General features: G+C 69.7%; 19 protein-coding genes. 14 read left to right on the forward strand and 5 right to left on the reverse strand.

The window, feature by feature from the left end; all coding sequences use genetic code 11:
• Positions 1–15: 15 nt before the first annotated feature.
• The gene (locus ACFY1L_RS33695) at positions 16–1,080 is read right to left on the reverse strand and encodes an adenosine deaminase (RefSeq protein ID WP_388832545.1); all 1,065 of its coding nucleotides are present in this window, start codon (positions 1,078–1,080) and stop codon (positions 16–18) included.
• Positions 1,081–1,583: 503 nt separating this feature from the next.
• Between ACFY1L_RS33695 and ACFY1L_RS33700 the strand changes: the two genes are divergently transcribed.
• Positions 1,584–2,060: a DUF4190 domain-containing protein gene (locus ACFY1L_RS33700; RefSeq protein WP_388832548.1), complete on the forward strand. Its 477-nt coding sequence runs from the start codon at positions 1,584–1,586 to the stop codon at positions 2,058–2,060.
• Positions 2,061–2,096: 36 nt separating this feature from the next.
• Here ACFY1L_RS33700 and ACFY1L_RS33705 read toward each other — a convergent pair whose 3' ends face one another.
• A complete protein-coding gene (locus tag ACFY1L_RS33705; protein ID WP_388832551.1) occupies positions 2,097–2,687 on the reverse strand; it encodes an NADAR family protein in 591 nt (196 codons plus the stop codon).
• 212 nt (positions 2,688–2,899) lie between these two features.
• On the opposite strand from ACFY1L_RS33705, the gene ACFY1L_RS33710 reads away from it, so the two are divergent.
• The 7 genes from ACFY1L_RS33710 (at position 2,900) to ACFY1L_RS33740 (ending at position 10,643) form a co-directional block, all read left to right on the forward strand.
• Positions 2,900–4,435, forward strand: coding sequence for a gamma-aminobutyraldehyde dehydrogenase (locus tag ACFY1L_RS33710; protein WP_388832554.1), 1,536 nt, complete (start codon positions 2,900–2,902; stop codon positions 4,433–4,435).
• A 53-nt stretch (positions 4,436–4,488) separates the two neighbouring features.
• Complete coding sequence (locus ACFY1L_RS33715) at positions 4,489–5,736, forward strand: spermidine/putrescine ABC transporter substrate-binding protein (protein WP_388832557.1); 1,248 nt, start codon at positions 4,489–4,491, stop codon at positions 5,734–5,736.
• Positions 5,733–6,893 (forward strand): ABC transporter ATP-binding protein, encoded by a 1,161-nt coding sequence (locus ACFY1L_RS33720; protein ID WP_388832560.1) that lies wholly within the window; start codon positions 5,733–5,735, stop codon positions 6,891–6,893. The genes ACFY1L_RS33715 and ACFY1L_RS33720 overlap by 4 nt, the downstream gene beginning before the upstream one ends.
• Positions 6,893–7,822 carry an ABC transporter permease gene (locus ACFY1L_RS33725; RefSeq protein WP_388832563.1) on the forward strand — a complete coding sequence of 310 codons (930 nt, stop codon included), beginning with the start codon at positions 6,893–6,895 and terminating at the stop codon, positions 7,820–7,822. Before ACFY1L_RS33720 ends, ACFY1L_RS33725 begins: the two co-directional genes overlap by 1 nt.
• Complete coding sequence (locus ACFY1L_RS33730) at positions 7,823–8,623, forward strand: ABC transporter permease (protein ID WP_388832567.1); 801 nt, start codon at positions 7,823–7,825, stop codon at positions 8,621–8,623. It abuts the gene before it with no gap.
• Positions 8,624–8,652: 29 nt separating this feature from the next.
• Positions 8,653–10,071 carry an NAD(P)/FAD-dependent oxidoreductase gene (locus ACFY1L_RS33735; protein WP_388832570.1) on the forward strand — a complete coding sequence of 473 codons (1,419 nt, stop codon included), beginning with the start codon at positions 8,653–8,655 and terminating at the stop codon, positions 10,069–10,071.
• Between the two features lie 119 nt (positions 10,072–10,190).
• Positions 10,191–10,643, forward strand: coding sequence for a hypothetical protein (locus ACFY1L_RS33740; RefSeq protein ID WP_388832572.1), 453 nt, complete (start codon positions 10,191–10,193; stop codon positions 10,641–10,643).
• A gap of 22 nt (positions 10,644–10,665) precedes the next feature.
• Here the strand turns inward: ACFY1L_RS33740 and ACFY1L_RS33745 are convergent, their stop codons facing one another.
• Positions 10,666–11,493: a phosphatase PAP2 family protein gene (locus tag ACFY1L_RS33745; RefSeq protein ID WP_388832575.1), complete on the reverse strand. Its 828-nt coding sequence runs from the start codon at positions 11,491–11,493 to the stop codon at positions 10,666–10,668.
• Positions 11,494–11,714: 221 nt separating this feature from the next.
• The gene (gene gabT / locus ACFY1L_RS33750) at positions 11,715–13,049 is read right to left on the reverse strand and encodes a 4-aminobutyrate--2-oxoglutarate transaminase (protein ID WP_388832578.1); all 1,335 of its coding nucleotides are present in this window, start codon (positions 13,047–13,049) and stop codon (positions 11,715–11,717) included.
• Between the two features lie 319 nt (positions 13,050–13,368).
• On the opposite strand from gabT, the gene ACFY1L_RS33755 reads away from it, so the two are divergent.
• The 3 genes from ACFY1L_RS33755 to ACFY1L_RS33765 all read left to right on the forward strand — a co-directional run bounded on the left by ACFY1L_RS33755 (position 13,369) and on the right by ACFY1L_RS33765 (position 18,872).
• Positions 13,369–15,486 (forward strand): ATP-binding protein, encoded by a 2,118-nt coding sequence (locus ACFY1L_RS33755; protein WP_388832581.1) that lies wholly within the window; start codon positions 13,369–13,371, stop codon positions 15,484–15,486.
• A 125-nt stretch (positions 15,487–15,611) separates the two neighbouring features.
• On the forward strand, positions 15,612–17,294 hold the full coding sequence (locus tag ACFY1L_RS33760) for a PucR family transcriptional regulator (RefSeq protein ID WP_388832585.1): 1,683 nt from the start codon (positions 15,612–15,614) through the stop codon (positions 17,292–17,294).
• A 132-nt stretch (positions 17,295–17,426) separates the two neighbouring features.
• A complete protein-coding gene (locus ACFY1L_RS33765; RefSeq protein WP_388832588.1) occupies positions 17,427–18,872 on the forward strand; it encodes an aldehyde dehydrogenase family protein in 1,446 nt (481 codons plus the stop codon).
• A 114-nt stretch (positions 18,873–18,986) separates the two neighbouring features.
• Here ACFY1L_RS33765 and ACFY1L_RS33770 read toward each other — a convergent pair whose 3' ends face one another.
• The gene (locus ACFY1L_RS33770; protein WP_388832591.1) at positions 18,987–21,827 is read right to left on the reverse strand and encodes a glycoside hydrolase family 3 C-terminal domain-containing protein; all 2,841 of its coding nucleotides are present in this window, start codon (positions 21,825–21,827) and stop codon (positions 18,987–18,989) included.
• A 326-nt stretch (positions 21,828–22,153) separates the two neighbouring features.
• On the opposite strand from ACFY1L_RS33770, the gene ACFY1L_RS33775 reads away from it, so the two are divergent.
• From ACFY1L_RS33775 to ACFY1L_RS33785, 3 genes are read left to right on the forward strand one after another with little or no spacing between them, the layout of a single operon-like run.
• Positions 22,154–23,848: an extracellular solute-binding protein gene (locus ACFY1L_RS33775; RefSeq protein ID WP_388832594.1), complete on the forward strand. Its 1,695-nt coding sequence runs from the start codon at positions 22,154–22,156 to the stop codon at positions 23,846–23,848.
• 27 nt (positions 23,849–23,875) lie between these two features.
• Complete coding sequence (locus ACFY1L_RS33780) at positions 23,876–24,910, forward strand: ABC transporter permease (RefSeq protein WP_388832597.1); 1,035 nt, start codon at positions 23,876–23,878, stop codon at positions 24,908–24,910.
• Complete coding sequence (locus ACFY1L_RS33785; protein ID WP_388832600.1) at positions 24,907–25,854, forward strand: carbohydrate ABC transporter permease; 948 nt, start codon at positions 24,907–24,909, stop codon at positions 25,852–25,854. The genes ACFY1L_RS33780 and ACFY1L_RS33785 overlap by 4 nt, the downstream gene beginning before the upstream one ends.
• Positions 25,855–25,876 lie beyond the last annotated feature (22 nt).

Here is a 25,876-nt window from a genome sequence, read left to right on the forward strand (position 1 = left end):
TGGCGGTGGAGGGCGTCAGGGGGCGAGCCACGCCGCCGTGTACGCGTCGATCTCGTCCCGGATCCGGGCCTTGCCCGCCTCGTCGAGGAAGGAGACGTCGACGGCGTTCTTGGCGAGGTCGGCGAGCCCGCGTTCATCGAGCTCGAGCAGCCGTGCGGCAACCGCGAACTCGTTGTTCAGATCGGTGCCGAACATGGGCGGGTCGTCGGAGTTGACGGTGACGATGATCCCGGCCTTCACGAACTCCTTGATCGGGTGCTCGTCGAGGGTGCGGACCGCGCGCGTGGCGATGTTCGAGGTCGGGCAGACCTCCAGCGGGATGCGGTGCTCGGCGAGGTGCGCGAGGAGCTTCGGGTCCTGGAAGGAGCTGGTGCCGTGCCCGATACGTTCGGCGCGCAGGTCGGTGAGCGCGTCCCACACCGTCTCCGGGCCGGTGGTCTCGCCGGCGTGCGGCACGGAGTGCAGACCGGCGGCGATCGCCCGGTCGAAGTACGGCTTGAACTGCGGCCGCGGTACGCCGATCTCGGGCCCGCCGAGCCCGAACGAGACCAGCCCCTCGGGGCGCAGCCGGTCGTCGGTCGCGAGCCGGACGGTCTCCTCGGCCGACACCAGTCCGGCCTCGCCGGGAATGTCGAAGCACCAGCGCAGCACGGTCCCGAACTCGGCCTCGGCCGCCTTGCGCGCGTCCTCGATCGCGTCCATGAAAGCGCGCTCGTCGATGCCGCGGCGGGTCGAGGAGAACGGCGTGATGGTCAGCTCGGCGTAGCGGACCTGCTGCCGGGCCAGGTCGCGGGCGACCTCGTACGTCAGCAGCCGTACGTCCTCCGGTGTGCGGATGAGGTCCACGACGGACAGGTACACGTCGATGAAGTGGGCGAAGTCCGTGAAGGTGAAGTAGTCGACCAGGGCCTCGGGGTCGGTGGGCACCTTGGAGTCGGGGTGGCGCGCGGCGAGCTCGGACACGATACGGGGGGAGGCGGAACCGACGTGGTGGACGTGCAGTTCGGCCTTGGGCAGTCCGGTGATGAAGGCGTGCAGGTCGCGCAGGGCGGCGGCGGACGCGTCGACGTGGTCGGTCAAGGGTTCCTCCCCAGGGCGGCGTCCCCGGCGGGTGGGCCGGACGGGACGCGGGTGATCGGCTGATCGGTGACTCGGGGATCATCGTAGGCCGGACCGCGGGTGGGTGGGCCGGGCCGTAGCATGACGGAACGTTCGGAAAAGGGGGGGGCCAGCGCATGTCCGACGACGCGCATACGCCGACAGCGCCGGAGAACGGTACGGCGGGGGCGTCCTCGCAGGAGGAGTCTTCCAGGGTTCCCTTGACGAAGCCGGGGGAGCGGAATCCATGGGCACCTCCGACGAATGACGGTGCCGCGGGGCCCGGGTACACGGTGGTGGGGAACGGTCCTGCTGACCCGGCGGGTCAGTCCGTGCATGACCAGCAGACGGTCATTTCCGTACCTGGTGGTGCAACGACTCCGCCTGCTTCCCAGCCGTGGGGGAACCCCTTCGCCCCGCCCGGAGCCGCGGGCCCGACCGGTGCTCCCGCCAATCCCTACGCTCCGCCGGGTGCCGCGGCGCCGATGGGCAACGCGGGCAACCCCTTCGCGCCCCCGGCCACGCCGCACGCCCACGGCGAGCCCGTCCCCCCGCCGCCCATCGGCCCCGAGGGACCTGGTCAGGTGCCGTATGGCTATCCCGGCGGTTATGGCTACCCGGCCGGCCCTGGCTACCCGGCCGCCCCCGGTTACCCCGGAGCCGGACCGGTGTCGCACGGCGCCCCCGGCTACTACGGCTGGCCCGGGATGGCGCCCGCGTCCAGCAACGGCATGGGTACGGCGGCGCTAGTGCTCGGCATCATCTCGGACGTCTTCTTCTGCCTGTGGCCGATCTCCATCCTGCTGGGCGTACTGGCCCTGATCTTCGGCTTCGTCAGCCGGGCCAAGGTCACCCGGGGCGAGGCGACGAACGCGGGCCAGGCCCTCGCCGGCATCATCTGCGGCGCAGTCGGCATCGTCCTCGGCCTGGGCTTCGTCGCGTTCCTGATCGCCAACCCCTGACCGACCGCCGCCCCGACAGGGGGCCTCCGGCCCCGCTCAGGCCCCCTGCTCAGCGGCCAGCCGCCCCCGAGCCTCCATCAACGCGAACCCCAGCAGATTCGGACCCCGCCACCGCTCCGGATCCATCGCCGCCTCGTCGTCCGCCGCCAGACCGATGCCCCACACCCGGTCCACGGGGCTTGCCTCCACCAGCACCCGCTCACCCGTGCCCAGCAGAAAGTCCCGTAGATCCGCGTGCGCGGTGAACTTGTGGACGCTGCCCTCGACCACGATGCCGAAGCGCTCGCGCTCCCACGTCTCCTCGTCGAAGCCGCGCACGAGCCGTCCCGCCTTCTTGGCGAGCGACGGATGGTCCGCGGCCAGCACGCGCCGCTCCGCCTCCGCGTCGTCGAACAGCCGCGCCTTGCCCGCCATCATCCAGTGCTCGGCGGTCGCATAGGTCACCCCGTCCACAGTGAACGGCGACGGCCACCACTGGCTCAGACAGCTCGCACTCACCTGTCCGTCAGGCCGCGCGCGGTGCCCCCAGAAGTGCAGGTACTTGACCTTCGCCCCCGCCCGCACCGCCTTGACCAGCGCTTCCCGCGAGTCGATGGTCCCCTCGGCGTTCCCCGTGATCTTTTCCATGCACGCGAGTCTGGCAGGCACCACTGACACTCCGTCCCCCGTTTTCCATGCTCACTCGACACCTGGTCGACAGATTCCGTTGCGTAACCGAAAGGCAACAACGGAATCACTTGTAGGAGTCCCTTGGCTCTGTCAGGATCGGCAGTCAAATCGAGCTGGAGCTACGCCCACCCGCCCCCTTGAGCCGCGGGGCGACGGCGGAGGAGAGCGACATGCACAACCCGGGCAACGCCACCCCGGAACGATTCCCGGCGCAGGACCGCTTCGCGGACGGTGCGCAGTTCATCGCGGGCCGCCTGACCAAGGGCACCTCCGGTCGTACGCACGCGGTCGTCGACCCGTCGACCGGCGAGGAGGTGTACACGTACGAACTGGCCGGCCCCGACGACGTGGACGCCGCCGTCGCCGCCGCCCGCGAGGCCTTCCCGGGCTGGGCCGGCGCCACCCCGGGCGAGCGCTCCGACGCGCTGCACCGCTTCGCCGCCGTGCTCGCCGACCGTGCCGAGGACTTCGCCCGCGCCGAGTCGCTGCAGTGCGGCAAGCCGCTGAAGCTGACGCGTGAGTTCGACGTGCCGGGGACCATCGACAACACCGCTTTCTTCGCGGGCGCCGCCCGGCACCTGCAGGGACAGTCCGCCGGTGAGTACTCCGGGGACCACACCTCCTACGTACGGCGTGAACCCATCGGTGTCGTCGGGTCCATCGCCCCCTGGAACTACCCGCTCCAGATGGCCGCCTGGAAGATCCTCCCGGCGATCGCCGCGGGCAACACCATCGTGCTGAAGCCCGCCGAGCTCACGCCCCTGACCTCGCTGCTGTTCGCGCAGGCCGCCACCGACGCCGGCATCCCGGACGGTGTCATCAACATCGTCACCGGGACCGGGAGGGAAGCCGGTGAGCATCTCGTCGGCCATCCCGATGTCGCCATGACCTCCTTCACCGGGTCCACCGCCGTCGGCAAGCGCGTCGCCGAGATCGCCACCGCCACCGTCAAGCGGATCCACCTGGAACTCGGCGGCAAGGCCCCCTTCGTCGTCTTCGACGACGCCGATCTCGAGGCCGCCGTGCACGGCGCGGTCGCCGGCGCGCTCATCAACACCGGCCAGGACTGCACGGCCGCCACGCGCGCGTACGTGCAACGGCCTCTCTACGATGCGTTCGTCGAGCAGACCGCCGCCCTCATGGAGACCGTCCGGCTCGGCGACCCCTTCGCCCCCGGCACCGACCTCGGCCCGCTCATCTCGCACGTACAGCGCGACCGCGTCGCCGGTTTCGTCGACCGGGCGCGCTCCTACGCGCGCGTGGTGGCCGGCGGCGAGGCTCCCCAGGGAGAGCTCGCGAACGGCGCCTACTACCGGCCCACCCTGGTCGCGGACGCCGCCCAGGACAGCGAGATCGTGCAGTCCGAGATCTTCGGGCCGGTCCTGGTGGTACTCCCGTTCGACAGTGACGACGATGGGATCGGGCTCGCCAACGACACCCCGTACGGCCTCGCCGCCTCCGCCTGGAGCCGCGACGTCTACCGGGCGAACCGGGCCACCCGCGAGATCAAGGCGGGTTGCGTGTGGGTCAACGACCACATCCCGATCATCAGCGAGATGCCCCACGGCGGCTACAAGGCGTCCGGCTTCGGCAAGGACATGTCCGCGTACTCCTTCGAGGAGTACACCCAGATCAAACACGTCATGTTCGACAACACGGCGGTGGCCAGGAAGGACTGGCACCGCACGATCTTCGGGGACCGCTAGCAGAACAGGCCGCCCGACCTGCGGCCGCACACTCCCGAAAGGGCATCAAGCGCATGGAGCAGTACGAGCCCGACCGCCTGTCACCGGCCCAGGTGGCCGCCATGCGGCGCAGTTTCCGCAACGGCAGGGCCGCTCTCACCCGCCGTTCGATGCTGCGCGCCTCCGCGGGCGGCGCGCTCGCGGCCGGCGGCCTCGCGGCGCTGAGCGGCTGCGGGATCCCCGCCGCCGGCAACACCAAGGGCGGAGTCTCCGCAGAGGACCACTCGGCCAAGGAGAAGACCGTCAACTTCTCCAACTGGACCGAGTACATGGACGTGGACGACAGCGAGAAGCACCACCCCACGCTCGATCAGTTCACCAAACGCACCGGCATCAAGGTCAAGTACACCGAGGACATCAACGACAACGTCGAGTTCTTCGGCAAGATCAAGCCGCAGCTCGCGGCCGGCCAGGACACCGGGCGCGACATCATCGTGCTCACCGACTGGCTGGCGGCCCGGCTGATCCGTCTTGGCTGGGTGCAGAAACTGGACGCGTCCAACCTGCCGCACGCCTACGCGAACCTGTCGTCGCAGTTCCGCGACCCCGACTGGGACCCGGGCCGCGCCTACTCGTACGTCTGGCAGGGCATCTCGACCGTCATCGCCTACAACAAGAAGGCGCTCGACGGCATCGAGGTGAAGTCGCTCTCCGACCTGCTCGACAACCCCAAGCTCAAGGGGCGCGTCGGCTTCCTGTCGGAGATGCGCGACAGCGTGGGCATGACGCTGCTCGACATGGGCAAGGACCCGGCGACCTTCACCGCCGACGACTTCGACGCGGCGATCGCCCGGATGCAGAAGGCGGTCGACAAGGGCCAGATCCGCCGCTTCACCGGCAACGACTACACCTCGGACCTGACCAGCGGCGACTTCGCCGCCTGTATCGCCTGGGCCGGTGACGTCGTACAGCTCAAGGCGGACAGCCCGGACATCGACTTCCTGATCCCGGACAGCGGGTACATGACGTCGACCGACAACATGCTGATCCCCAACAAGGCGCGTCACAAGACGAACGCCGAGCGGCTCATCGACTACTACTACGAGCCGAAGCCGGCCGCCGAGCTCGCCGCGTACATCAACTACGTGTGTCCCGTCGACGGTGTGAAGCCGGAGCTGGAGAAGATCGACAAGGATGCGGCGAACAACCCGCTGATCATCCCCGACAAGGCGATGGCCGCGAAGTCCCACCCCTTCCGCTCGCTGAGCTCGAAGGAAGAGACCGAGTTTGAACAGAAGTTCGCGAAGCTGACTGGGGCGTGATCACCGTGACGAACAAGACAGACACCACCGGCGCCGTCCGCCTCTCCGGCATCAGCAAGACCTACGGCTCCTTCACCGCCGTGCACCCGCTCGACCTGACCGTCCCGCAGGGCTCCTTCTTCGCCCTGCTCGGCGCCTCCGGCTGCGGCAAGACCACCACCCTGCGCATGATCGCCGGTCTGGAGGAGCCCAGCAGCGGCACCGTCCACCTCGGCGACCAGGAGGTCACCCATCTGCCGCCGTACAAGCGGCCGGTGAACACGGTCTTCCAGTCCTACGCCCTCTTCCCGCACCTCGACATCTTCGAGAACGTCGCCTTCGGCCTGCGCCGGCGCGGCATCAAGTCGGTGAAGAAGCAGGTCGAGGACATGCTGGAGCTCGTACAGCTCGGCGAGCAGGCCCGCAAGAAACCGCACCAGCTCTCCGGCGGCCAGCAGCAGCGCGTCGCGGTGGCCCGCGCGCTGATCAACACCCCCAAGGTGCTTCTCCTCGACGAGCCCCTCGGCGCCCTGGACCTGAAGCTGCGCCGCCAGATGCAGCTGGAGCTCAAGCGCATCCAGACCGAGGTCGGCATCACCTTCATCCACGTCACGCACGACCAGGAGGAGGCCATGACCATGGCCGACACGGTCGCCGTGATGAACGCGGGCCGCGTCGAGCAGCTCGGCTCGCCCACCGACCTGTACGAGAACCCCAACACCACCTTCGTCGCCAACTTCCTCGGCACCTCCAACCTCATCGAGGCCGAGGTCGACTCCAAGAGCGGCGACGACATCGTCCTCGGGGCGGGCGGCGGCAAGCTGGTCCTGCCCGAGGCGCGCTGTTCGGCGCCGACGAAGACCGGCGGCAAGGTGCTGGTCGGTGTGCGCCCCGAGAAGATCTCCCTCACCCACGCCGACGACGCGGGCGAGATCCCCGAGGGCCGCAACCGCATCACCGGCAAGATCGCCGACTCCAGCTTCATCGGCGTCTCCACTCAGTACGTCATCGACAGCCCGGTCTGCCCGGAGTTCGAGGTCTACGCCCAGAACATCGACCGCGACGCCCGGCTGGTGCCCGGCGCCGACGTCGTCCTGCACTGGAACCCGGCGCACACCTTCGGCCTTGATGCGGCCCAGGACATCGACGCCGGCATCGAGGAAGAGGCGGCGGCCTGATGTCGACGCTGACCGAGGCGCCCCCGCCTCTCTCCCCGACGGCTCCGGAGAAGAAGCCCCCGCGCAAGCGCGGCCGTCTCGTCCCGTACTGGCTGCTGCTGCCCGGCATCCTCTGGCTGCTGATCTTCTTCGCGCTGCCGATGATCTACCAGGCCTCCACGTCCGTGCAGACGGGCTCCCTGGAGGAGGGCTACAAGGTCACCTGGCACCTGGGCACCTACTGGGACGCGCTGTCCGAGTACTGGCCGCAGTTCCTGCGCTCGATCCTGTACGCCGGTGCCGCGACGATCCTGTGCCTGGTCCTCGGCTACCCGCTCGCGTACCTGATCGCCTTCCGTGCGGGCCGCTGGCGGAACCTGATCATGATCCTGGTGATCGCGCCGTTCTTCACCAGCTTCCTGATCCGTACGCTCGCCTGGAAGACGATCCTCGCGGACGGCGGCCCGGTCGTCGGCGCCCTGAACACGCTGCACGTCCTGGACGTCACCAACTGGCTCGGCTGGACCTCCGGCGACCGCGTCCTGGCCACACCGCTCGCCGTGGTCTGCGGACTGACGTACAACTTCCTGCCGTTCATGATCCTGCCGCTGTACACCTCGCTGGAGCGCATCGACGGTCGGCTGCACGAGGCGGCCGGTGATCTGTACGCCAAGCCCTGGACCACCTTCCGCAAGGTCACCTTCCCGCTGTCGATGCCGGGTGTCGTCTCCGGCACGCTGCTGACCTTCATCCCGGCGGCCGGCGACTACGTCAACGCGGAACTCCTCGGTTCGACCGACACCCGCATGATCGGAAACGTCATCCAGACCCAGTTCCTGCGGATTCTGGACTATCCGACGGCCGCGGCCCTCTCCTTCATCCTCATGGCAGCGATTCTGCTCATGGTCACCATCTACATTCGCAAGTCCGGGACGGAGGATCTGGTCTAAATGCCCTTCGTCAACTGGCTCAAGCGCCATCTCGTCGTCATCGCGGGACTGCTGACCCTCGGCTATCTCCTGCTGCCGAACATCGTCGTCACGGTGTTCTCCTTCAACAAACCGAAGGGCCGTTTCAACTACGCGTGGCAGCAGTTCTCGCTGGATGCCTGGAAAGAGCCGTGCGGTGTCGCCGACATGTGCGGCTCGCTGTCGATCAGCCTCCAGATCGCCTTCTGGGCGACCGTCGGCGCCACCGTCCTCGGCACGATGATCGCCTTCGCCCTGGTCCGCTACCGGTTCCGCGCGCGGGGCACCGTCAACTCGCTGATCTTCCTGCCGATGGCGATGCCCGAGGTCGTCATGGCGGCCTCGCTGCTGACCCTGTTCCTCAACATGGGCGCCCAGCTGGGCTTCTGGACGATCCTGATCGCCCACATCATGTTCTGCCTCAGCTTCGTCGTCGTCGCCGTCAAGGCGCGCGTGATGTCGATGGACCCGCGTCTGGAACAGGCGGCCCAGGACCTCTACGCCGGCCCGGCGCAGACCTTCCTGCGTGTCACCCTGCCCATCGCGGCGCCCGGAATCGCCGCGGGTGCGCTGCTGTCCTTCGCGCTCTCCTTCGACGATTTCATCATCACCAACTTCAACGCGGGCTCGACCGTCACCTTCCCCATGTTCGTCTGGGGTTCGGCACAGCGCGGAACGCCCGTTCAGATCAATGTCATCGGTACGGCCATGTTCCTGGTCGCCGTACTGTTGGTCCTTTCTTCGATGCTCATCGGCAATCGCCGGAACAAGCAAAAGGCATAAGCACAAACCCGCCGTAGGGAGTTGAAATCATGGCCCCAAGCGCCATGAACCGTTGGACAAAGTCACTTTCCGACGCACAGCCGGTCCCGTACTGGCTGGAAGACCCCGGCAAGCCCCACCCGGAGCCCGCGCTCACCGGCGCCGAGACCTGCGACCTGCTGGTCGTCGGCGGCGGCTACAGCGGACTGTGGACCGCGCTGATCGCCAAGGAGCGCGACCCGGGACGGGATGTCGTCCTGCTGGAAGGCCGCGAGGTGGGCTGGGCCGCCTCGGGCCGCAACGGCGGCTTCTGCGCCGCCTCGCTCACCCACGGCCTGCCCAACGGCCTGGCCCGCTGGCCGGACGAGATCCACAAGCTCGAGGAGCTGGGCGCCCGCAACCTCGACGAGATCGAGAAGGCGGTCGCCCGCCACTCCCTCGACTGCGACTTCGAGCGCACCGGCGAGATCGACGTGGCGACCGAGACGTACCAGGCCCGGGAACTGCGCGACTGGTACGAGCAGATGGAGCGCGAGGGCCTCGCCGACGGCGTCGAGTTCCTGGACGCCGAAGCCGTGCGGGAACAAGTCGACTCACCGACATTCCAGGCCGGCCTCCACGACCGCCGCGGCGTCGCCATGCTCCACCCCGCCAAGCTCGCCTGGGGCCTCAAGCGCGCCTGCCTCGGGCTCGGCGTCCGCGTCTACGAGCACACCCCGGCCCTGACCCTGAAGCCGTACGGCGCCGGCATGGCCGTACGCACTCCCTACGGATCCGTTCGCGCCCGCAAGGTCGCGCTCGGCACCAACATCTTCCCGAACCTGGTCAAGCGCGTCCGTGCGTACACCGTCCCGGTCTACGACTACGCGCTGATGACCGAGCCGCTCAGCGCCGGGCAACTGGCGTCGATCGGCTGGAAGAACCGCCAGGGCCTGGGCGACTCGGCCAACCAGTTCCACTATTTCCGCCTCTCCGCCGACAACCGCATCCTGTGGGGCGGCTACGACGCGATCTATCCGTACGGCGGCCGGGTGCGCTCCGAGTACGACGACCGGCCGGAGACGTACGCCAAGCTCGCCGGGCACTTCTTCACCTGCTTCCCGCAGCTGGAGGGCGTCCGCTTCACGCACACCTGGGGCGGCGCGATCGACACCTGTTCACGCTTCTCGGCGTTCTTCGGCACCGCGCACCAGGGGAAGGTGTCGTACGCGGCCGGGTACACGGGCCTGGGCGTCGGTGCCACCCGCTTCGGCGCGGAGGTGATGCTCGACCTGCTGGCGGGAGAGCGGACCGAGCGCACGTCGCTCGAAATGGTCCGCAAGAAGCCGCTGCCCTTCCCGCCGGAGCCGTTCGCATGGACGGGCATCGCCCTCACCAAGTGGTCGCTGGCCCGGGCGGACGCGCACGGCGGCCGCCGCAACCTCTGGCTGCGGACGATGGACAAGCTGGGCCTCGGCTTCGACAGCTAGCACCATGGCGTGACCCGATTCACCCGGAAGAGTGAACGAAACCCGCGTAATGCCTGCCGGGAGACCTCCCTCTCACCCGTGACGCGACCAGCGTCCAGGAGAAACAGGGAGGTCTCCTCATGACTGGGGCGAAAACGGCGGTCGAGTGGCTGGCGTCCGTTGCTCCGGACCCCGAGGCCTGTCGCCGGGAGTGGGAGCGCAATCCCCTCGGGGTGGCGCTGCTGCCCGCCGGCAAGGCCTGGGACGTACTCATCCTGCCGGGCGAACTCGGCTACCCCACCCTCGACGTCCTCACCCGCATCCTCGACCGCCCCGGCCCGGTGCTGGTCGACTTCGGGGACGCCCGCATGGGCTTCCTCGTGCCGCCCGGCACCGCGGCCCGCTGGCTCGGCACGGGCATCCGTACGGCAGGAGCCGGCACCTGGATCGTGGTGCCGTACCCGGGGCGCTCGACCGGCGGTGTGCGCTGGCTGGTCCCGCCGGACGGCTCGGGCACCCTCACGGACCCCGCACTCCTCGAACTGGCGATGCACGAGGCGGCGGCGGGCCTGGCGAGGGAGGAGGACACATGACGGGCCGGTGATGGCCAAAGGTCTAGGCAGAATCCCCGCCGTGCCCGCGTCGGCCACCCGTGAGGTCGGCGCGGAGCAGGAGCAGCCACAAAGACATGATCAGCAGCGTGCACAGACACCAACTGGCCACGACGTCCAGAGGCCAGTGAAAACCGCGCCGAACCAGGCCGAAGCCGACGGCCAGGTTCACCGAAGCGCAGGCGGCGAGCAGTGCGCGACGGGCGTACGCCGTGCGGAGCCAGGGGAACAGGAGCAGGGCCGCCGAGCCGTAGGCGACGGCGGCCGTCGCGGTGTGGCCCGAGGGGTAGTAGCCGGTGCCCGGGGGCATGACGGGGGTGCCGGGGCGGGCGGTGAGTTCCTTGAGGGGAACGATCAGGGCCGGAACCATCGCCATCAGCCCGGCGGCCGCGAGCGGCGGCAGCCACCAGCGGTACGTCCCTGCCGCGCGGCGCCGACGGGCGACGTATGCCAGGACGAGGACGAGCACCGGCACCGCGACCGTCACACTGCCCAGGTCGGCGAGGAGTTCGGAGAAGCGGTCCGGGTGGACCAGGGCACGGCTGACCCGTGCGTCCACGCGCAGAAGCAGGCCGCCGGAGACGACCTGCCAGGTGATGAGCGCGAAGAGAAGGGCGGGGAGCCCGAGAAGAAGGAAGAAGGAGGCCGGCCGCCCCGGAACAGGGGGGGTGGTTCCGAGGCGGCCGATCAGATCGGATGGACGCCCACCCCGGGGGGTTTGGGGCGGGCGACTGTCCGATCGGTGAGGAGATCCGGAGCCGGAAGCTCCGGGTGTGTGCGCGAGGGCACGACCAGGTCGTAGCTGGGGAGGCCACGGCCTGAAATCACCCACAGTCCCCTGTGGGCGGGGTGTATCTCTCATCTGGGTAGAACCTACGGCAGGGGATGGTCCGAAGACAGACGGAATCGCGTCCCGCCATCCACCTCGCACACGTTCTTCACACGGCCTGACGCCCGCCGCCCCGGCACCGGAATCGCGGTGCCTGCAAGGGCTGGGACGAGTGTGACGTGTGAGGTGCGCATCCCGTGGGTGAGCTGCGGATTCCGTTTGGCTCAGATGCGCGCGAAGGCCTGCTCGATGATGTCCAGGCCCTCGTTCAGGAGGTCCTCGCCGATGACCAGCGGGGGCAGGAAGCGCAGGACGTTGCCGTAGGTGCCACAGGTCAGGACCAGCAGGCCCTCCTGGTGGCAGGCCTTGGCCAGCGCGGCGGTCGCCTCCGGGTTCGGCTCCTTGGTCGTACGGTCCTTCACCAGCTCGATGGCGATCATCGCGCCACGGCCGCGGACGTCGCCGATGATGTCGAACTTCTCGGCCATCGCACCCAGACGGGCCTTCATGACCGCCTCGATCGCCTTCGCCCTGGCGTTGAGGTCCAGCTCCTTCATGGTCTCGATGGAGCCGAGCGCACCGGCACAGGCAACCGGGTTGCCGCCGTAGGTGCCGCCGAGGCCGCCCGCGTGCGCGGCGTCCATGATCTCGGCGCGCCCGGTGACGGCGGCGAGCGGCAGACCGCCGGCGATGCCCTTCGCGGTGGTGATCAGGTCGGGGACGATGCCCTCGTCCTCGCAGGCGAACCACTGGCCGGTGCGGCAGAAGCCGGACTGGATCTCGTCGGCGACGAAGACGATGCCGTTGTCGGCGGCGAACTTCCGGATCGCCGGCAGGAAGCCCTTGGCGGGCTCGATGAAGCCGCCCTCGCCGAGCACCGGCTCGATGATGATCGCGGCGACGTTGTCCGGGCCGACCTGCTTGCTGATCTGGTCGATGGCCTGCGCGGCGGCCTCGGGACCGGCGTTCTCCGGGCCGGTCGGCCAGCGGTAGCCGTAGGCGACCGGGACACGGTAGACCTCGGGCGCGAAGGGACCGAAGCCGTGCTTGTACGGCATGTTCTTCGACGTCAGCGCCATCGTGAGGTTGGTCCGGCCGTGGTAGCCGTGGTCGAAGACGACGACGGCCTGGCGCTTGGTGTACGCACGGGCGATCTTGACGGCGTTCTCGACGGCCTCGGCGCCGGAGTTGAACAGCGCGGACTTCTTGGCGTGGTCACCCGGGGTGAGCTCGGCGAGGGCTTCGGCGACCTCCACGTAGCCCTCGTACGGGGTGACCATGAAACAGGTGTGGGTGAAGTCGGCGAGCTGCGCGGAGGCCCGGCGTACGACGGCCTCGGCGGACGCGCCGACCGAGGTCACGGCGATGCCGGAACCGAAGTCGATGAGCCGGTTCCCGTCGACGTCCTCGATGATCCCGCCGCCCGCGCGTGCGGTGAACACGGGCAGCACGGAGCCCACGCCCTGCGCGACCGCGGCGGTACGGCGGGCCTGCAGCTCCTGCGACTTCGGGCCGGGGATGGCGGTGACGACGCGGCGCTCCTGCGGAAGTGCGCTCATGAGGGGCTCCTGGGGTGTTGCGGGCTTCACGGACGGTGTTTCTCGGACTCTTGCCTTCTTTTCTCGCAGGCTAGGACCGGGAGCGGGGGGTGGGCATGCTCCATGTGGGCGTTGTCAGGGGTTTCGGTTGTCCGTCGTGGACATAGCGAGGGTGATCGGTCAACTGAAGGTTCCTCTTCCGCTTCGTCTTCGGCACGAACGCGCGACCCTGTCCGGAGCTGTTCGATCCGCTCGGCCCCGCAATCGGTGAACTCCCTTGGCAAGGGCGTTAGATTGGCCGCTGACGGTGGACGGAACGGCTGGTCAGGGAGCGAGGGCGATGGACAGCGACGGGACGCAGGACGCGCGGGGTACACATGCGAACCCTGTGCCGCGTCCGGCAGGTCCGCCGGAGGTACCGCCGAGGCCCACGACCGCGCCGGGTGTGCCGCAGCGGCCGGACGGGTCGGCGTTCCTGACGTGGCTTCGGGCGCCACGCCCGGACGCGCTGCCCGGTGTGTGGCGGTTCGGGCACCGGCCGCGGCCGGAGGAGGAACCCGAACTCATCCCCGCCCGCCAGCTGGTCAGCGGCGCGGTGATCGCCTTCCTGGTCGGCTGGCTGATCTGGTCGCTGCTGTGGAACGGCTACCTCGGCGGCTGGTGGCTGCTGCCGCTCTACGCGATGATCCCCGACTCCTGGGCCCAGCCGCACAGCTTCGCCTCGGTCGTGGTCGTCTACGCCTACTACGTGCTGATCGCCCTGGTCATCATGATCGGCGTGGGCCGGCTCGGCCGCTGGAGCGAGATCTGGCGCCGTTACGGACCGCCCGCCTGGCGCCGGGCGACCGCACCCCGGGCCGAGCGCCCGCCCGTTCCCGAGCAGGACCCCGCCGAGTGGCCCCAACTGCGGGCCGCCGGAGCCGTGGACGCCGCCGAGCGGCTTGCCACCGAGGCCCGGGCGGGGCTGATGCGGGACGTGGACCACGCCCGGATCGTCCGCGCCTGGCAGGGCGTGCGCAGCGGCCGGCACAGCCTCGCCGCGTTCACCGGCGCGGTCCTCAGCGACGGTGCCGCCGCCTGTCTGCACCCCTCCGGGGAGCGCGACCTGCCGGCCCGGATCGCCCGGCACGACCTGCTGACCGGTCAGGTACGGCTCGGCACCACCGCCGACGACCCCCGCAACCCGTACGCCTACCGCGGCGCCGGCCTCGGCCTCGGCACCGATCTGCTCGGCACCTCGCTGCTCGCCGTCGGACCGGCCGGCTCCGGCAAGACCGGCACCGTGGTGCAGCCGCTCGCCGAGTCGCTGTGCCTGCAGGCGCTCGCCGGGCGGGCGGCCGTGGTCGTGGTCGGTGCGGCGGGCGCGGGGCTCGGACCGGTCGACGCATACGACGTCGTCGTACGGATCGGGAATCCGGAATCGGTGTACGACCTGGACCTGTACGGCGGGACGGGCGATCCCGACGAGGCCGCGGCGGTGCTCGCCGAGGCGCTGGTCGGGGATCTCGCCGATCCGCACCCGGGGAGCGACAGCCGCCGGTCGACGACGGTGCTCGCCCAACTCCTCGGTCCCTTCAGGGCAGTTCACGGTCGCTTCCCCTCCGTGCCGGAGCTGCGGCAGCTGCTCGACGGGGCGCCCGGGCCGCTGGACGCGCTGCGTACGGCGTTGCAGGGCTCCGGGCAGGAGTCGCTGCTGCGTGAACTGGACGCGCGGGAGCGGCAGTTGGGGCACCCGGGGGACGTGGCCCCGGTGCTCGCGGATCGGGTGGCGCTGCTGGACCGGCCGGCCTTTGCGGGCTTCTTCGACACCTCCGGGCAGTCGAAACCCTTCTCGCTCAAGGCCCTCGACCACCCGGTCCGGGTGCGGATCGACCTGCCCGAGCGCGGACACGCGGACGCGTCGCGGATGCTGGCGCGGCTGGTGCTCGCGCAGTTCACGGCGAGCGTGGCGGTACGGGAGGACCGGTCGCTGTTCGCCTGCCTGGTGCTGGACGACGCGACGGGCGTCGTGACTCCGGAGGCGGTGCGCGGTATCCAGCGGCTGCGGTCGGGGAACGCCGGGGTCGTGGTGACCCTGCGGACCCTCGACGACGTACCGCGACCCTTGCGCGGTCCGCTGCTCGGTGCCACCGGATGCCGTATGGCACTGTCCGGGCTCACCCCCTGGGACGGGCAGGACTTCGCCGAGGTGTGGGGCAAGGAGTGGACCGAGGCCCGAGACGTCACCGACCGGCAGATCATCGCCGAGACCCCGGCCGGCAAGGCCCTGCACGTGCTGCGCCGCGTGATCACCGGCAAGGCACCGACCCAGCGCGCCGTGACCGTCCGTCAGGTCGAACGGGAGCGCTGGTCGGCGTCCGAGCTGGCACACGGGGTGCCGCCGGGGCACGCGGTGCTGTCGCTGACCAACGTGAAGGGTGAACATGCGCCACCGCTGCTGGTGGATCTGAGGGGTTAGGTCCGTACTTCACAGGGCGGGGCGACCGTACGGTGAGGCAGAATCGGCATAGGTCGTTCATACGCGGCGGCCAAATGATCACAAGGTTCGCCTGATCCCCGCAGACCTGAAGACCTGAAGGCCTCATGCCCCCGACGCTCGCCTCGCTCGTCCACCACTCCGCGCTCAAGCTGACCGTGCGGGCGGGCGAGGACCGCCTGGACGTGCCCGTCCGCTGGGCGCACGTCAGCGAGCTCGCCGATCCCGTGCCCTACATGGAGGGCGGGGAGCTGCTGCTGATCACCGCGCTGAAGCTGGACGCGGAGGATCCGGATGCGATGCGGCGGTATGTGAAGCGGCTGGTCGGGGCGGGGGTGGTCGGGCTCGGGTTCGCCGTCGGCGTCAACTACGAGGAGATCCCCGAGGCGCTCGTCGACGCCGCGCGGGACGAGGGCCTGCCGCTGCTGGAGGTGCCGCGCCGCACACCCTTCCTCGCCATCAGCAAGGCCGTGTCCGCGGCCATCGCGGCCGACCAGTACCGGGCGGTGACGGCGGGGTTCGCGGCCCAGCGGGAGCTCACCAAGCAGGCGCTGGCCGAGGGCCCGGAGGGGCTGCTCGCCGCGCTCGCCTCGCAGGTCGACGGCTGGGCGGCGCTCTACGACGCCTCGGGCGCCGTCGTCGCCACGGCACCGGAGTGGGCGGGCCGGCGGGCCGCGCGGCTCACGGCGGACGTGGAGCGGCTGCGGGAGCGGCCGGCGCCGGCGTCCTCGGTGGTGGGCGGTCCGGAGAACGAGGACCGGGTCGAGCTGCACTCGTTGGGCACCGGGCGGCGGCCGCGGGCGGCGCTGGCCGTGGGGACCGCCTCGGCGCTCGGTACGGCGGAGCGGTACGCCGTCCATTCGGCCATCGCGCTGCTGACGCTCACCACGGAGCGGTCGCGGTCCCTCCAGGCGGCCGAGCAGCGGATCGGCGCGGCGGTGCTGCGCATGCTGCTCGCGGGGGAGCCGGACCATGCGCGTGCCGTCGCCGGCGATCTGTACGGCGGTCTGCTGGACGCCCCCTTCCGGATGATCGTCGCCGAGTCGGCCTCCGCCTCCGCCGCGCGGGCCGCCGTCGACACCCAGGCGTCCGTGACGGTGCCCAGGACCACTGCCGCGACGCTGGCCGCGGCCGATGTGCAGGGCGAACCGCTGGCCGCGCTCGCCGAGATCGTGGAGTCGGCGGCGGCGCGGGCGGGGGAGGCCGTGCTCGTCGTGCCCGAGGGAGAGGGCGAGGGGCAGCGGCTGGTGGTGCTGGCCGCGGACGGGGGTGCGGCGGTCGGCTCGTGTGGGGAGTACGCGGCGGCGGTGGAGGCGGCGCGGGCGGGGGCCGCGGTGCGGGAGCGGGCCGAGGGCGGGGACGAGGACGAGCTGGTGGTCGGGGTGTCGGCGCCGGTGGGGCCCGTCGCCGCGGCCGCCGCGTACAAGCAGGCCGAGCAGTCGTTGTCGGTGGCTCGGCGGCGGGGGCGGGTGTGCGTGGAGCACGAGCAGTTGGCGGCGGGGTCCGTGGTGCCGTTGCTGGCCGACGACGCGGTGAAGGCTTTTGCCGACGGGTTGTTGCGGCCCTTGTACGAGCACGACGCGACCGGGCGGGGGGATCTGGTGGCCTCGCTGCGGGCGTGGCTGTCGCGGCACGGGCAGTGGGATGCGGCGGCTGCGGATCTGGGGGTTCACCGGCACACGCTGCGGTACCGGATGCGGCGGGTGGAGGAGATTCTGGGGCGGTCGCTGGACGACCCGGATGTACGGATGGAGCTGTGGCTCGCCTTGAAGGCGACGTCGGCGGAGTAGCTCGTAGGACAAAGAGGCGTACCGCCGACGTCCACTGCGACGAGCCGGACAAACGTCCATCGTGCGCGCCCGCCCTACCGTGGACCACGAAAGCCAAGTACACCCCCAACGCGGAAGGGCCGGAACTCCACGATGACTTCCACTCACGCCTTCTGGCTCGCCGGCCGCCAGGTCACCGGCGAGGACACCTTCGACGTCACCTCCCCGTGGGACGGCCGGCTCGTCGGCAGGGTGAGCGTGCCGACGGACGCCCAGGTCGAGGAGGCCGTGGCCGCCGCGTACGCCGTACGTGACGAGTTCGCCGCCACCCCCGCCCACGTCCGCGCCGCCGCCCTCGACCACGTCAGCAAGAAGCTCGTCGAGCGCACCGAGGAGATCGCCCAGCTGATCTCCGCCGAGAACGGCAAGCCCATCAAGTGGGCCCGGGGCGAGGTCGGCCGTGCCGTGTCCGTCTTCCGGTTCGCCGCCGAAGAGGCCCGGCGGTTCAACGGCGGCGAGGCCCAGCGGCTCGACACCGACCTCGGCGGTCAGGGTCGCCTCGCCCTCACCCGGCGCTTCCCCAAGGGCGTCGTCCTCGGCATCGCGCCCTTCAACTTCCCGCTCAACCTGTGCGCCCACAAGATCGCGCCCGCGATCGCCGCCGGTGCGCCGATCATCCTCAAGCCGGCCCCGGCCACCCCGCTCTCCGGCCTGATCATCGGCGACCTGCTCGCCGAGACCGACCTCCCGGCCGGTTCCTGGAGCATCCTCCCGGTCGCCAACGACAAGATGCCCGCCCTCGTCCAGGACGAGCGTCTGCCGGTCATCTCCTTCACGGGTTCCGAGAAGGTCGGCTACGCGATCATGGACTCGGTGCCGCGCAAGCACTGCACCCTGGAGCTGGGCGGCAACGGCGCCGCGGTCGTCCTCGGCGACTTCGCCTCCGACGCCGACCTCGACTGGGCCGCCACCCGCATCGCCACCTTCTCCAACTACCAGGGCGGCCAGTCCTGCATCTCCGTGCAGCGGGTCATCGCGGACGCGTCGGTGTACGACCGGCTGCTGCCGCGCATCGTCGCCGCCGTCGAGGCCCAGGTCACCGGCGACCCGAACGACGACAAGACCGACGTCGGCCCGCTGGTCAGCGAGGACGCCGCGAGGCGTGTCGAGTCCTGGGTGAAGGAGGCCGTCGAGGCCGGCGCCAACCTGCTCACCGGCGGTGACCGCGACGGTGCCTCCTACGCGCCGACCGTCCTCACCGACGTACCGGCCGACACCACCATCTCCTGCGAGGAGGTCTTCGGGCCGGTCCTCACCGTGCAGAAGGTGGATGGGGAGGCGGAGGCCTTCGCCGCCGTCAACTCCTCCAAGTACGGCCTCCAGGCGGGTGTGTTCACGCACGACCTCCAGGTCGCCTTCCGCGCCCACCGCGCCCTCGAGGTCGGCGGCGTCGTCATCGGCGACGTCCCCTCCTACCGCGCCGACCAGATGCCGTACGGCGGCGCCAAGCAGTCCGGTGTGGGCCGCGAGGGCGTGAAGTTCGCGATGGACGACTACACGTACGAGCGCGTGCTCGTCCTCACCGGCCTCGCGCTGTAAAAGGCCCGCGCCTCTAGCTAATGGGAACCATTTTCATATAGGCTCCGAGAAAGGGCCCGGCACCGATGCCTTCCGGTGCCGGGCCCCTTCCTTGTGTCGGCCTCGTCCGGACCCTCAACCGGAGAAGCCGACATGCGCGAGCCGCAGCGGGCCGCGCAGTCTGAGGTGGACGTCGTGCACGCCCTCGGCGACGATGCCGGCGCCGAGCGTGGTGTAGGTGTACGGGTCGTCCGAGGTCTCCGTGTCCGGCGTCAGTACGGCGAGCAGTGCGCCGCCGTCCAGGGACAGCTCCACGACCCCCTTGCCCGCCACGGAGACGGTCACCTCCGTGACGCCGTCCGCGAAGTCGCAGTCGCGGTAGATCAGTTCGGCCGTGCGGCCCGCCAACGGCGTCACCGCGTCGCCCGACACCTTCGTACGGTCGACGATCGCGACGCCGCTCTGGTCGTCGAAGTCGGCCGCGTTCAGGCCGAGTCGGAGGACAGGGCGCGGGGCGCCGTGCTCGCCGTCCAGGATCACCGTCGTACGCAGACGGATGTCCTCGCTGGAGGCGCCGGCCATGATGTCGTAGGGACCGGGCTCCAGGCGCCAACCGCCTCCTGCCACGTCCCAGAACTCGAAGGCGGAGAGCGGGACTTCGAAGGACAGGTCCGCCTTCGCGCCCGGCGCCAGGGTGATCCGGCGGTGGGCGAGCAGCTCGCGGCGCGGGCGGGTCACCGTCGGCTCCACGGCGCGGGTGTAGAGCTGGGCGACCTCGTCGGCGGTGACGTCGCCGGTGTTCGTGACCGTGAAGGACACGTGCGCCGCCGTGTCGTCGACCCGCACCGACAGGTCGCCGTACGTGAACGACGCGTACGACAGGCCGTGCCCGAAGGGGAACAGCGGCGTCCCCTCGAAGTACAGGTACGTCTGGCGGCCGCCGATCACGTCGTAGTCGAAGAGATCGGGCAGGTCGGAGTCGTCCTCGTACCAGGTCTGCGGGAGGCGGCCCGCGGGGGAGACGTCGCCGGCGAGGACGCGGGCGAGGGCGGTGCCCGCGGCCTGGCCGCCGTGCGCGGTCCACAGGACCGTCGGGAGGGCGCCCGTCCGGACGGCGTAGGGGTAGGCGGAGACCAGCGCCAGCACCGTGTTCGGGTTCGTGGCGCGGGCGGCGCGCAGGATGCGCTCCTGGTGGGCGGGCAGCCGCAGGGTCGTGCGGTCCTCGGTCTCGCGGCCGTTGATGTGCGGGTCGTTGCCCGCGACCACCAGCACCACCTCCGCCCGCGCGGTGACCTGCGTTACTGCGTCCTCGCCACGTTCGGTCACGATGAGCTCGAAGATTTCCGGATTTCCGTCGGCAACCTTTACTCCGTCGGCGGCGACAGAGACGTGGCGACCCGTACCGATGTGCCTGAGGAGGTGGCCGTTTTCATGGGGTTCCAGGCGGAACGTCTCCTGGACGACCCAGCCTCCCGGCTGGTCGGCGGAGGCGCGTACGTAGCCGTCGTCGGCCACCGACAGATAGCGGCCGTCGGGGGCGCGCAGGGTCAGCACGCCCTCGCCCCAGTCGATCAGCGCAAGCTCGGTGCCGGTGTCGCCCGCGGTGAGCGGGGGCAGGTCCGTGCGGCCCGCGAGCAGGGCGGGGTCCAGGGCACCCTCGGCGCCGCGCACCTCGTCGTCGGCATCCTCGGCGGCCGGCACCTGGAGGAACGTGCCTGCGCGGGTCTTGAGGAGCACCCGGTCCACCCCCTCCGCGAACTCCACGCGCTCGGCGCCGAACCGCTCGTACAGGCCCTCCAGCGGGGTCGAGCGGTGGATGAGGGTGCCGCTGTACCAGTCGAGTTTGGACTCGTCGGCGAGCAGACCGACCACGGCGACACGGGTGTCGGGGGCCAGTGGCAGCAGGCCTTCGTTCTTCAGGAGCACGACCGCCTGCTCCGCCGCCTCCTGGGCGAGGGCGCGGTGGGCCGGGGTGTCGAAGTCCTTGGTGCCGGCGTGCGGGTCGTACTCCGGGTCGAACTCGCCGAGCCGGAAGCGGACGGAGAGCTGGCGGCGGACCGCCGCGTCGACGTCCGACTCGCTCAACAGCCCTTGTTGGTACGCCTTCTTGACGCGCCCGACGATCTGCGAACTGTCCGACCCATGATCGGTGAAGCTGTCGACGCCGGCGACGAGCGCGGCCGCCGTCGCCTCCTCGTGGGTGTCGAAGTAGTGCTCGAAGTCGACCAGGTTGGAGGGCGCGCCCGCGTCCGAGCAGACCAGCAGGTCCTCCACGGTCCAGGCACGCAGATGGTCGCGCAGATACGGCGAGACGTGGTTGGGGCGGCCGTTGACCAGGTTGTACGCCGGCATCACCCCCGCCACCGCGCCCGCCTCGACCGTCTCGCGGAAGGCACGCAGGTCGTACTCGTGCAGGACCCGCGGACGGACCGAGCTCGACGAAGTCGCCCTGTCCGTCTCGTTGTTGTGGGCGAGCCAGTGCTTCAGGACGGGTGCCGTGCGCCAGTACGTCGGGTGGTCGCCGCGCAGGCCGCGGGTGTAAGCGGTGGCGATGGCCGAGGTCAGCTTCGGGTCCTCCGAGTAGCCCTCCTCGTTACGGCCCCACAGGGGGTGGCGCAGCAGGTTCACCGTGGGGGACCAGACGTTGAGGCCGACGCGGTCGTCGCCGGACCGCATCGCGCGGGTCTCCTTGGACACCGCCTCGCCCACCCGTCGTACGAGATCGGTGTTCCAGGTCGCGCCGAGGCCCACCGCCTGCGGGAACACCGTCGCCGGGCCCATCCATGCCACACCGTGCAGCGCCTCCTGCCCGGTGCGGAAGGCGTCGATGCCGAGGCGCTCGACGGCGGGTGCGAACTGGTGCAGGAAGGAGATCTTCTCGTCGAGCGTCAGCCGCTGAAGCAGGTCGTCGATGCGCTTCGCGAACGGCAGTTGCGGATCGCGGAACGGCGGCGTGGGCGGCGTCTGTGCGGTCACGTGGGGGTCCCCTTGCGATGGAGCGGCGAAGCACTTTCGAAGCGCTTCGATGCTCATTCGACGGATGGGTGGGTGTCAAGAGACGGACACCGTTACTTCATGCGACACATAAGGACAGGTCGTATGTGAGAGCCCACAGGAATCTTGGAATCGACCCTTGTGCACCCCCAGGGGTTCACTTAACCTCACAGCAACATCGAAGCGCTTCGACTAGCGAATCCGCCTCCCGTGGTCGCAGAACCGCTTCAGCTCAGCCAGTTCCACTCGAGACACCGCAGCCGACGGCCACCGCCGGGTGTCCTGGTGCGCCATGAAGGGTTGACGCAATGACGCCGAACGCCGCTTCCGCCTCCTCCGGACCGAGCCGGAGAAGCTTCCTCGCCTCGACTGCGGTCGCCACCGCAGCGGTGGCCGGGGGGATGCCACTGCTCGCCGCCTGCGGGGGATCGGACAGCGGGTCGGGCGGGGGCACCACGTCGGGCAAGAACGCGAAGAAGATCCTCCCGGCCTACGTGGCCAGCAACGTGGTAACGCCGGACATCCCGTCCAAGAACGGCTCGTCCATGGGCTTCACCAGCAAGCTCGACGTCGACAGCCTCAAGACCTCGGTGCCCAAGAAGCTCGGCAAGGGCGGCGAGGTCACCATCATGTCGCCGTTCTGGGGCTCGCCGCCGAAGGGGAACTGCGCCTACTACACGGCGGCGAACGCCATGATCGGCGTCGACGTCAAGTGGCAGAACCAGGACGGCAACACCTACGACCAGAAGCTGGGCGCAGTCCTGGCCTCCAGCGAGATCCCGGACGCGGTGGTCATCCCGGGCTGGAACATGACCGCCAAGATACCCAGCGCCATCATCGGCAAGTTCGCCGACCTCGGCCCGTATCTGTCCGGCGACAAGGTCAAGGAGTACCCGAACCTGGCGGCGATCCCCAGTGACGCCTGGCAGCGCTCCATCTTCGGCGGCAAGCTGATGGGCCTGCCGATGCCCGCCTCGTACGTCCAGAACATCGTGCCCCTCTACCGCCAGGACGTCTTCGACAAGCAGGGCTACGAAGTCCCGAAGTCCGCCGACGAGTTCATGGCCCTGGCCAAGGAGATCACCAACGCCAAGGCCAAGCGGTGGGCCTGCGGCGACATGAAGTGGACCGCGTTCAACACCTTCGGCGTGATCAGCGGTGGGGAGAAGGCGCTCAGCTGGACCGTGGTCGACGGCAAGATGACCCACCGCATGGAGACCCCGGAGTACCTCGAGGCACTGGAGTGGACGCGCAAGCTGTTCGCCGCCGGGTACGTCCACCCCGACTTCAAGCTGGGCAAGAGCCAGGCCACCGACCCGAGTTCCAAGTTCGCCGCCGGCGAGTTCCTGATCTGGAACAACGACATCTCCAACTGGTACGGACAGCAGGCCATCCAGGCCGCCCAGAACCCCGACTTCAAGGTCTGGGGCATGGACCTGTGGGGCCACGACGGCGGCAGCCCCGTCCTGTGGGCCGCGAACCCGGCCGGCATCTTCGCCTTCGTCAACAAGAAGGCCTCCGAGTCCGTCATCCGCGACGTGCTGGCCGTCGCCAACGTCACCGCGGCGCCGTACGGCACCAAGGAGTGGATGATGACCAACTACGGGGTCGAGGGCACCCACTACACCGTCAAGAACGGTGTGCCCGTCAAGACCGACAAGGGCAACCTCGAGGTCGCCAACGCCTTCGTCATGGTCGCGAGCCCCGCCTCGACCATCGCCCACCCCGACTTCCCCGACTACACCAAGGGCATGGTCGGGTGGCAGCAGCGGATGGGCGCCTTCACCAAGAAGTCGTCCTTCTGGGGCCTGCAGGTCGTCGAGCCCAACCGCTACACCAACCTCACCAATGACATGGAGCAGTTGGAGGACGACATCGTCCGCGGCCACAAGAAGATCAGCGACATGCAGCAGTTCATCTCCGACTGGAAGAGCAAGGGCGGCGACAAGCTGCGCGACTGGTACAAGAAGCTCCTCGACGACAACGGCTCGGCGGCGAGCTGACCCGGCACCGAGGCAAGGAGATCCGCCGTGTCCCACAGCACGGTGCCTCGGAGCAGTGCCGAGGCCAGTACGCCGGTGAAGACCCCGGTGGCGTCCGGCGACGCCACCGCTTCCCGGGAGAAGAAGGCGTCGGGCAAGCTGGGCTTCCGGCTCAGGTTCAGACGCGACCGCGTCCTGATCCTGATGACGGTGCCGGCCATCGTGCTGGTCCTGGTCTTCAACTACCTGCCCATCCTCGGCAACGTCGTCGCCTTCCAGGACTACGACCCCTACATCAGTGACAACGGCGTCGTCTCGATCCTGCACAGCCCCTGGGTGGGTCTGGAGAACTTCCAGCAGATCTTCGCCGACTCGGCCTTCTGGAACGCCGTCCAGAACACGCTGGTGCTGTTCTTCCTCCAGCTGGTCCTGTACTTCCCGATCCCGATCCTGCTCGCGCTGCTCATCAACAGCGTGGTCAGGCCCCGGGTCCGGGCGTTCTCCCAGGCGATCCTCTACCTGCCGCACTTCTTCTCCTGGGTGCTGGTCATCGCCGTCTTCCAGCAACTCTTCGGCGGCGCCGGGCTGTTGTCGCAGCTGCTGAGGCAACACGGCTTCGACGGGCTGGACATCATGACCGACCCGTCGACCTTCAAGTTCCTCGTCACCGCGCAGAGCGTGTGGAAGGACGCCGGCTGGGGGATCATCGTCTTCCTCGCCGCGCTGGCCTCCGTCCCGCCGGACCTGTACGAGGCCGCCGCGATGGACGGCGCGGGGCGCTGGCGGCGGATGTGGCACGTCACCCTGCCGGCCCTGCGACCGGTGATCGCGCTGCTGCTGGTGCTGCGCGTGGGCGATGCGCTGACCGTCGGCTTCGAGCAGATCCTGCTCCAGCGCGACGCCGTCGGGCCGGGAGCGGGGGAGATCCTCGACACCTTCGTGTGGTGGAACGGCGTCCGCAACCAGGACTTCGGCTACGCGGCCGCCGCAGGCCTCGTCAAGGGCGTCGTCAGCATCGGACTGGTGCTCGCCGCGAACAAGGTGGCCCATCTCATGGGCGAGCAGGGGGTGTACAAGAAGTGACCGCCGTCATCGACAAGCCCGTGCGTGAGCCCGCGGCCGAGCGGGGCCGGTGGGCCTCCCCGCCCCGCCCGGTGTGGGAGGAGGAGCCCAGCAAGGTCGGCCTGGCGAGCAAGGGGCTCGTCCTCACCCTCGCCTGCCTGGGGGTCCTCTTCCCGCTGTGGATCGTCGTGGTCACCAGCCTCTCCTCCCGCAAGACCATCGACGAGGCCGGCGGGCTGGTGATGGTGCCCAAGGGGATCACCCTCGTCGCGTACAAGGAACTGCTCAGCGGAGGCCAGGTCACCCGGGCCGCGGTCATCAGCGTGCTGATCACGCTGGTCGGCACGTTGTTCTCGATGACGGTGTCCGTCCTGTGCGCGTACGGGCTCTCGCGGACCGGCTCGCTGGGGCATCGGTGGATCCTGATGATCCTGCTGGCCACCATGTTCTTCAGCGCCGGTCTGATTCCGACGTATCTGCTCGTGCAGTCCCTTGGGCTGACGGACACCTATCTGGCGCTGATCCTGCCGAGTGCGATCAGCGTGTTCAACATCCTTGTGCTGCGCGGCTTCTTCATGGGGATCTCGCAGGAACTCATCGACAGCGCGCGGATCGACGGGGCCGGGGACTTCCGGATTCTGTGGCAGATCGTGATGCCGTTGTCGCGGGCGGTGCTGGCGGTCATCACGCTGTTCTACGCCGTCGGGTACTGGAGCGCCTGGTTCAACGCCTCGCTGTATTTGAACGACCAGGACATGATGCCGTTGCAGAACGTCATGATCCAACTGGTGCAGAAGCAGCAGGCGCCGGTGGGGTTGGGGCAGGCGATCCGGACCGGTCAGTTGTCGGGACTTGCGGTGCAGATGGCTGTGATGGTGATGGCTTTGCTGCCGGTGGCTGTGTTGTCGCCATTCGTGCAGCGGCATTTCAGGAAGGGCATGCTCACCGGCGCGATCAAGGGCTGACCGGTTCGCCTGCGCCCCTAAA

It is taken from the genome of Streptomyces sp. NPDC001663 (genome assembly GCF_042893105.1).
Taxonomy (GTDB): Bacteria; Actinomycetota; Actinomycetes; order Streptomycetales; family Streptomycetaceae; genus Streptomyces.

Bases quoted from the DNA above. Each gene is read 5' to 3' on its own strand.
- ACFY1L_RS33700 (WP_388832548.1), top strand. From the start codon at position 1,584: ATGGGCAACGCGGGCAACCCCTTCGCGCCCCCGGCCACGCCGCACGCC.
- ACFY1L_RS33705 (WP_388832551.1), bottom strand. From the start codon at position 2,687: ATGGAAAAGATCACGGGGAACGCCGAGGGGACCATCGACTCGCGGGAA.
- ACFY1L_RS33710 (WP_388832554.1), top strand. From the start codon at position 2,900: ATGCACAACCCGGGCAACGCCACCCCGGAACGATTCCCGGCGCAGGAC.
- ACFY1L_RS33715 (WP_388832557.1), top strand. From the start codon at position 4,489: ATGGAGCAGTACGAGCCCGACCGCCTGTCACCGGCCCAGGTGGCCGCC.
- ACFY1L_RS33725 (WP_388832563.1), top strand. From the start codon at position 6,893: ATGTCGACGCTGACCGAGGCGCCCCCGCCTCTCTCCCCGACGGCTCCG.
- ACFY1L_RS33730 (WP_388832567.1), top strand. From the start codon at position 7,823: ATGCCCTTCGTCAACTGGCTCAAGCGCCATCTCGTCGTCATCGCGGGA.
- ACFY1L_RS33735 (WP_388832570.1), top strand. From the start codon at position 8,653: ATGGCCCCAAGCGCCATGAACCGTTGGACAAAGTCACTTTCCGACGCA.
- ACFY1L_RS33740 (WP_388832572.1), top strand. From the start codon at position 10,191: ATGACTGGGGCGAAAACGGCGGTCGAGTGGCTGGCGTCCGTTGCTCCG.
- gabT (WP_388832578.1), bottom strand. From the start codon at position 13,049: ATGAGCGCACTTCCGCAGGAGCGCCGCGTCGTCACCGCCATCCCCGGC.
- ACFY1L_RS33755 (WP_388832581.1), top strand. From the start codon at position 13,369: ATGGACAGCGACGGGACGCAGGACGCGCGGGGTACACATGCGAACCCT.
- ACFY1L_RS33760 (WP_388832585.1), top strand. From the start codon at position 15,612: ATGCCCCCGACGCTCGCCTCGCTCGTCCACCACTCCGCGCTCAAGCTG.
- ACFY1L_RS33765 (WP_388832588.1), top strand. From the start codon at position 17,427: ATGACTTCCACTCACGCCTTCTGGCTCGCCGGCCGCCAGGTCACCGGC.
- ACFY1L_RS33775 (WP_388832594.1), top strand. From the start codon at position 22,154: ATGACGCCGAACGCCGCTTCCGCCTCCTCCGGACCGAGCCGGAGAAGC.